The organism is Mycobacterium sp. E1715 (assembly GCF_001667625.1).
GTDB lineage: Bacteria > Actinomycetota > Actinomycetes > Mycobacteriales > Mycobacteriaceae > Mycobacterium.
In genome coordinates, this window is sequence record NZ_LZJJ01000265.1 from 1 (window position 1) to 7,004 (window position 7,004).

8 protein-coding genes are annotated in these 7,004 nt (G+C 68.9%); 4 read left to right on the plus strand and 4 right to left on the minus strand.

Annotation, left to right across the window (positions count from 1 at the left end):
* From A9X03_RS13775 to A9X03_RS13790, 4 genes are all read right to left on the minus strand, one after another.
* Positions 1-1,341 (minus strand): ABC transporter permease (locus tag A9X03_RS13775; protein ID WP_197696076.1); only part of this gene is annotated, 1,341 nt, incomplete at its 3' end.
* Positions 1,338-2,252, minus strand: coding sequence for an ABC transporter ATP-binding protein (locus A9X03_RS13780; protein ID WP_067760924.1), 915 nt, complete (start codon positions 2,250-2,252; stop codon positions 1,338-1,340). The genes A9X03_RS13775 and A9X03_RS13780, both read right to left, overlap by 4 nt.
* A complete protein-coding gene (locus A9X03_RS13785) occupies positions 2,242-2,880 on the minus strand; it encodes a TetR/AcrR family transcriptional regulator (protein WP_067760922.1) in 639 nt (212 codons plus the stop codon). The genes A9X03_RS13780 and A9X03_RS13785 overlap by 11 nt, the downstream gene beginning before the upstream one ends.
* Positions 2,881-3,038: 158 nt before the next feature.
* Entirely contained in the window at positions 3,039-3,707 is a 669-nt protein-coding gene (locus A9X03_RS13790) for an O-methyltransferase (RefSeq protein WP_067779476.1), read from the minus strand.
* 202 nt (positions 3,708-3,909) lie between these two features.
* Between A9X03_RS13790 and sigE the strand changes: the two genes are divergently transcribed.
* The 4 genes from sigE to A9X03_RS13810 form a co-directional block, all read left to right on the plus strand.
* Positions 3,910-4,677 carry an RNA polymerase sigma factor SigE gene (gene sigE / locus A9X03_RS13795; RefSeq protein WP_068261539.1) on the plus strand — a complete coding sequence of 256 codons (768 nt, stop codon included), beginning with the start codon at positions 3,910-3,912 and terminating at the stop codon, positions 4,675-4,677.
* A gap of 106 nt (positions 4,678-4,783) precedes the next feature.
* Positions 4,784-5,179, plus strand: coding sequence for an anti-sigma E factor RseA (rseA, locus tag A9X03_RS13800; RefSeq protein ID WP_067778672.1), 396 nt, complete (start codon positions 4,784-4,786; stop codon positions 5,177-5,179).
* A gap of 186 nt (positions 5,180-5,365) precedes the next feature.
* Positions 5,366-6,868, plus strand: a complete 1,503-nt coding sequence (locus A9X03_RS13805; protein ID WP_068261542.1) for a S1C family serine protease — start codon at positions 5,366-5,368, stop codon at positions 6,866-6,868.
* Positions 6,869-7,004 (plus strand): twin-arginine translocase TatA/TatE family subunit (locus A9X03_RS13810; protein WP_197498865.1); only part of this gene is annotated, 136 nt, incomplete at its 3' end.

Sequence of the window (7,004 nt, forward strand, 5' to 3'; positions counted from 1 at the left end):
CACCACGACGGCCACCTTGCCGCCGACGTCACCGGCCGCGGCTCCGTAGACCAGCCCCCCGGTCAGCCCGCTGAGCAGCATCGCGACCGTGGATCCGAGCAGTGCGGCCAGCACGTGGCTGGCGAGCCAACGGGTTCGCGACACCGCACCGGCCAGCGTCGTCTCGGCCCGTTGCGCCGATTCCTCCTGGTGTAGCCGCAGCGTCAGCGAGATCGCGAACGCGGCCGCGGCCATGCCCAGCATGGTGAACGCGACGGCGATGAAAGCCTCCGCCAAGGCGTTGGTCCCGCCCATCCGGAGAACGATGTCGCGCGCCGCGTTGCTGCCGCCGAGCTCGTCGCCGATGCCGTGCACCACGCTGCCCATCAAGATGCCGTAGAGGCACAGGCCCACGGTCCACAACACGAGCGCACCGCGGTCCAGCCGCCATGCCAGCCCGAACACGTTGCCCAGCGCCGGGGCGGCGGAGGCGGGGCCGGGGCGTTCGGCGAACAGCCCGGCACCCACGTCGCGGCTCGCGAGGAGCCGATAGGCCACCGCGGTGAGGACGATGGTCGTCGCCAGGTGCAACAGCAGAACCGGCCAGTGGTCGCCCGCGTACGGTCGGACCTGCAGCGACCACCCCAGCGGCGAGAGCCAGGACAGCGCGCCCGAACCGGCGTCGCCGAGGGCGCGCAGTGTGAAGGCCGCCGCCAGGACCGCGAACGCGGCGCCGCGGGCGGACCGCGCGCTCGGCGACAACTGCGCGGCCACCGCGGCGACGGCGGTGAACACCAGGCCGGAGCAGGCCAGCGCCGCACCGAAGGCGAGGGACCCGCCCGGGGCGACATCGGTGGTGAGCAGACCCGCCGCGCCGATCATGCCCGTGGCGAGGCTGGCCCCGAAGGACAACAGCAGGGCGGCGCTGAGGCTGGCGTAGCGCCCGACCGCGGTCGAGTCCACGAGCTCGGTCCGGCCGGCCTCCTCGTCAGCGCGGGTGTGCCGGATGACGGTCAGGATGACGGCCACCGAGATGAGCAGGTGGAACATCCCGGCCTTCCAAATGCCCACCGCGCCAAGGCTGTCGTTGTAGACCTGCCCGTAGAGGGCACGCTGCGCCGGGCTCGCCATGATGGAAGCCGCGAAGCCGGCGCGCGCCGCCTCGGTGGGGTAGACCTTCTCGATGCTGCCGACGTACACCGTTGCCAGCGGCACCGACAGCAGCAACACCCACAGCGGCAACGAAACCCGGTCGCGCCGTAGGTAGAGCCGCAGCATGCCAAGCGTCCCCGCGAAGTTCGGCCGCAGTTGCGGTGCGGGGTGGGCGGGGCGGCGTGACCGATCCAAGGTTGCGGTGCTCATGATGCGGACACCCTGTCCGCCGTGTCGTAGTGGCGCAGGAAGAGTTCCTCGAGCGTCGGCGGCTGGCTGACGAGGGTGCGCACGCCCGCGTCGCCAAGTGCCCGGATCAGTTCTCCGAGGCTTTCGCCGTCGACCTGGGCACGCACGGTGTTGCCTTCGACGCTGACGTCCTCGACGCCCTTGATGCGCGTGAGGTCGCCGGGGTCGCCGGTCATTTCGGCCCTGATCGAGGTGCGGCTGAGATGCCGCATCGAGTCCAGCGAGCCGCTCTCGACGGTCTTGCCGGCCCGGATGATGGTCACCCGTTCGCACAGCGCTTCGGTTTCGGCCAGGATGTGACTGGACAGCAGGATGGTCGCGCCGCGATCGCGAGCCTCGGCGACGCATTGCTGAAAGACGTTCTCCATCAACGGGTCCAGGCCGCTGCTCGGCTCGTCCAGGAGCAGCAGGCGGGCGCGCGACGAGAACGCGGAGATCAGCGAGACTTTCTGCCGGTTGCCCTTCGAGTAAGTCCGCGCCTTCTTGTGTGGGTCGAGGTCGAAGCGCTCGACCAACTCGGCGCGCCGCCTTTCATCGATGCCACCGCGCATGCGGGCCAGCATGTCGATGGTCTCGCCCCCGGTCAATGTCGGCCACAGCGTGACATCGCCTGGCACATAGGCGATCTGACGGTGCAGCGCGACCGCGTCGGCCCACGGGTCGCCGCCCAGCATCCGAACGCTACCGCCGTCCGCCTTGACCAGGCCCAGCAAGATGCGGATGGTCGTCGACTTCCCGGCGCCGTTCGGGCCGAGGAAGCCGTGGACTTCACCTTCGCGCACCGCCAGGTCGAGGCCGTCCAGCGCACGCACAGCTCCGAAGTTCTTGGTCAGCCCGCGTATTTCGATGGGTGCGACACTGTCAGCTGGCATGTGATCCTCCTTGATCTTCGGCGGCCAGGAATGCGTCGTACATGGTGCGGTCCACCATCAGGCCCTCGCTGTAGATCTCGAGAGCCGGCAGGATCATGTCCCTGGCGTAATCGCGCAGGACCGCACGCAAATCCGTTGGCGTGTCGTGCATTTGCAGATAGAGCAGGAGGCCGCCGCCTCCCGTGATGCCGAGATACTTGGCCCTGGCCTTCGGGTCACGGCTGGGCTTTATCGTCCCGGCCCGCACACCCTCTTCCATGTACTCTTCGGCGTTGTCGATCATCCTCTGCCACAACATCTTCGCCAGGTCGCCGCCCGTCTGCATGCTGCGCAGGAGGTAGGCCGTCAGCGGCGCGAATTCCTCGATCTCGGCGAGCTGCGCGAACCAGGTGGCGGGGTCGTTGGACCGCATCGCCTCCGATTTGGAACTGCGGATCTCTTCGGCGACGTAGTCGTCGCAGGCCTTTCGCAGGCCTTCCTTGGAACCGAAGTGGTGAATGACGAGCGCGGCGCTCACCCCCGCGGCTTCGGCGATGGCCCTCAGTCCCACGCCGAAGCCGTGCTGTCCGAACTGCTCGATGGCCGCGTCGCGGATTCGAGCGGTTGCGGTCAGGTCGGCTGAACGCATGTTCAGTACGTTAAACGGCCGTTCAGTCGCGAGTCAAGGTGGTATCGCGTCAAGAATTCGTAAACATCGAACCAGTGGCGATCGCAAGCCCGGCGCGGCCGGGCGCGGCGGGTCGCCAGCGTCGAGCCGAGGCCGGGCGCGGCGGGTCGCCGCGCGGGTCAGTCGCGAACCGCGGCCAAGATGCCGTCGCCCAGCGGCACCAGGGCGGGCGTGAGCCGCTCGTCCTCGGCGATAAGCCGTGCCGCTTCCCGCACCGCGACCACCTCGGCGTCGCGGGCGGCGGGGTCGCCGGCGCGCCCGCCGAGAGCGGCCCGGTGCACCACGATGACGCCGCCGGACCGCAGCAGCCGCACGCCCTCCATGACGTAGTCGGGCTGGTCGACCGGGTCGGCGTCGACGAACACCAGGTCGTAGGACTCGTCGGCCAGGCGGGTGAGGACCTCCTGGGCCCGGCCGCTGATCAACCGGGTGCGCGAGGGGCCGATCCCGGCCTCGGAGAAGGCCTGCTTGGCGAGCCGCAGGTACTCGGGTTCGATGTCGATCGTCGTCAGGACGCCGTCGTCGCTCATGCCGGATAGCAACCAAAGTCCGCTGACCCCGGCGCCGGTGCCCACCTCCGCCACGGCCTTGCCGCCGCTGAGCTTGACCAGCAGGCTCAGCAGCGCGCCGACCGCGGGCGTGACCGCGCCCGCACCGATGTCCACGGCGCGCTCGCGGGCGGCCGCCAGCAGCGCGTCCTCGGAGATCGACCCCTCGGCGTGCGCGAAGAGGGATTCGGCTCGACTGGGCGCCGGCTGGCCGGGGGTGTCTGCGTCGGTGCCGTCCATGCCCGCAGCGTATTCCACTCCGGTGCGCGCCCCGGCATGGCACGCCTAAGCCGCGCCGCCACGACACGCCCGGGAAAGCCGGTGCGTTTAACCTCACCCCGCGACGGATATGTCCAGCACAGCGCTGGTAACGAAAAGGTTTCTCAGGCTGAGCTCAGACTGTTCATATATCGCACATACGCCCATACGCGACGGTGTCCCTATGGATCGCGGAGCGGGTGGGACCGGGAATACGGATTGGCGGCCACGTGTTGCCGTCGATGACGACTTGTCGCTTTGTGACAGGACGGATTCGGAGGATTCGATCATCACCACGCTTTTGGGCCCGACCAGCATGTCGCACCCGCAGGACTGCCCCGCCGACGAGTGGGTGGAGCCTTCCGACGGCCTGCAGGGCACCGCGGTTTTCGACGCGACCGGGGACAAGTCCACGATGCCCTCGTGGGACGAGTTGGTCCGTCAGCACGCCGACCGGGTGTACCGGCTGGCTTACCGCCTCTCGGGCAATCAGCATGACGCGGAAGACCTGACGCAGGAGACCTTCATCCGGGTTTTCCGGTCGGTGCAGAACTACCAGCCGGGAACGTTCGAAGGCTGGCTGCACCGCATCACCACCAACCTTTTCCTCGACATGGTGCGCCGGCGCGCCCGCATCCGGATGGAGGCGCTGCCCGAGGATTACGAGCGCGTGCCCGCCGACGAGCCCAATCCCGAGCAGATCTATCACGATTCGCGGCTCGGTCCGGACCTGCAGGCCGCCCTGGATTCCCTGCCGCCGGAATTCCGCGCCGCCGTCGTCCTGTGTGACATCGAGGGCCTGTCCTACGAGGAGATCGGCGCGACGCTGGGCGTAAAGCTCGGCACCGTGCGCAGCCGCATCCACCGCGGACGTCAGGCGTTGCGCGACTACCTGGCCGCTCATCCGCAACCGGGCGCCGGCCGGGACGCGGTGCACGCCGAGTCGGCGTAGGGTTCGTCGCCTGGCCATGAGCCAGCGGTTTCGCGGTCTCGAGACGCGATATTGCGAGCTGCCTCGCGCTACATTCGAGGGGTAGGCGCAACGAAAGGACCCGGTGATGCCCGATCGAGGACATCTGTTCCGTCGTGCGTTCTCCTGGCTTCCCGCCCAGTTCGCCTCCCAGAGCGATGCCCCCGTCGGCGCGCCGCGCCAGTTCGGCTCTACCGAGCACCTTTCCGTCGAAGCCATCGCGGCCTTCGTCGACGGTGAGCTGCGGATGAACGCGCACCTGCGGGCGGCGCATCACCTGTCGCTGTGCCCGCAGTGTGCGGCCGAGGTCGACGGTCAGAGCCGGGCCCGTGCGGCGCTGCGGGATTCGCATCCGATCCGCATCCCGAGCGCGCTGCTCGGAATGCTCGCCGAGATTCCCTACGATTCGGCCGACGACGCGACCGGCCGGCCGGCCGACCGTTTTGCTGAGCGCGACGCCCGTGAGCAGCGCAAGCGCCCGTAGCTGCGCGCCTTCCGAATGAGCCCCCGTTGTTGATCCGTCCCGATTTTGCGCACCCCGCCCGCGCGCTCATGGGCGGCCGGTCCCGAACCGTGGATACTAGGGTGGACACGACCACGCCGGTGTCGTGGGTATCGCCCGGTGCAGGGCCTGTCTCGAGCGCTCAAGAAGAGGATCCAAAGGGATAACGTGACCTCCGACCAAGGCAACGACAGCGGCAACCGCTTGGCGCCGCGCCCCATCTCCCGTCCGCCGGTGGACCCCGCGTCTCGCCAACTGTTCAGCCGTCCCGACGGACTGCGCGGCTCCTTCGTGGCCGATCGGGTCCGTGCGCGGAAGTACCGGGACCAATCCGAGTTTTCCCCGCACGACGAGCCGGCCGATCCGGTCCTCCAGGAGGCGTTCAGCCGTCCCGTCGGAAGCCCCGACTCGCTGCAGCGCCACCCCGTCGACGCCGGCGCGCTCGCGGCCGAGAAAAACGGGGCCGAGCCCGACGAAATCGACGACCCCTGGCGCGACCCGGCGGCCGCCGCGGCGCTGGGCACCCCGGCGGTCGCCCCCGCGGGACCTCGGGGGCCGCAGGGCTACAGTGGCAAGCTCGGCGTACGCGATGTGCTGTTCGGCGGCAAGGTGTCCTACCTGGCGTTGCTCGCCCTGCTGCTGATCGCGCTGCTCATCGGCGTCATCGGCGGTGTGATCGGCCGCAAGACGGCCGAGGTAGCCGAGGCGTTCACCACCTCGAAGGTGACCCTGTCGACCAACGGCAACGGTGAAGGTCCGGCCGGCCGGTTCGCCAAGGTGGCGGCCGCGACCGCGAACGCGGTGGTCACCATCGAGTCCAAGAGTGACCAGGAGGGCTTGCAGGGCTCGGGCGTGGTTGTCGACGGGCGCGGCTACATCATCACCAACAACCACGTGATCTCCGAGGCGGCCAACAATCCCAGCCAGTTCAAGACGACCGTGGTGTTCAACGACGGTAAGGAAGTGCCCGCCAACCTGGTCGGCCGCGACCCGAAGACCGACCTGGCCGTGCTCAAGGTCGACAATGTCGACAACCTGAGCGTGGCCCGGTTCGGCGACTCGGACAAGGTGAATGTCGGTGACGAGGTCCTCGCGGCGGGCGCGCCGCTGGGGCTGCGCAGCACCGTGACCCACGGCATCATCAGCGCGCTGCACCGTCCCGTCCCGTTGTCGGGTGAGGGCTCGGACACCGACACCGTCATCGACGCGCTGCAGACCGACGCGTCGATCAACCACGGCAACTCCGGCGGCCCGCTGATCGATATGGATTCGCAGGTGATCGGCATCAACACCGCGGGTAAGTCTTTGTCCGACAGCGCGAGTGGGTTGGGCTTCGCGATCCCCATCAACGAGGCCAAGATGGTGGCGCAGACGTTGATCAAAGACGGCAAGATCGTGCACCCGACGCTGGGCATCAGCACCCGGTCGGTGAGCAACGCGATCGCCGCCGGCGCGCAGGTCGCCAACGTGAAGGCGGGAAGCCCCGCGCAAAAGGGCGGGATCCTGGAGAATGACGTGATCGTCAAGGTCGGTAACCGCAAGGTCGCCGACGCCGACGAGTTCGTCGTCGCCGTCCGGCAGTTGACCATCGGCCAGGACGCCCCGATCGAGGTGGTCCGCGACGGTCGGCACGTCACCCTGACCGTCAAGCCCGACCCCGACGGAAGCTAGATGTTCGGCAGCCTGAGCTGGGAGCACATCCTGGTCCTCGTCGTGGTCGGGCTGGTGGTGCTCGGCCCGGAGCGGCTTCCCGGTGCGATCCGCTGGACGTCGACCGCGCTGCGGCAGGCCCGCGACTACCTGAGTG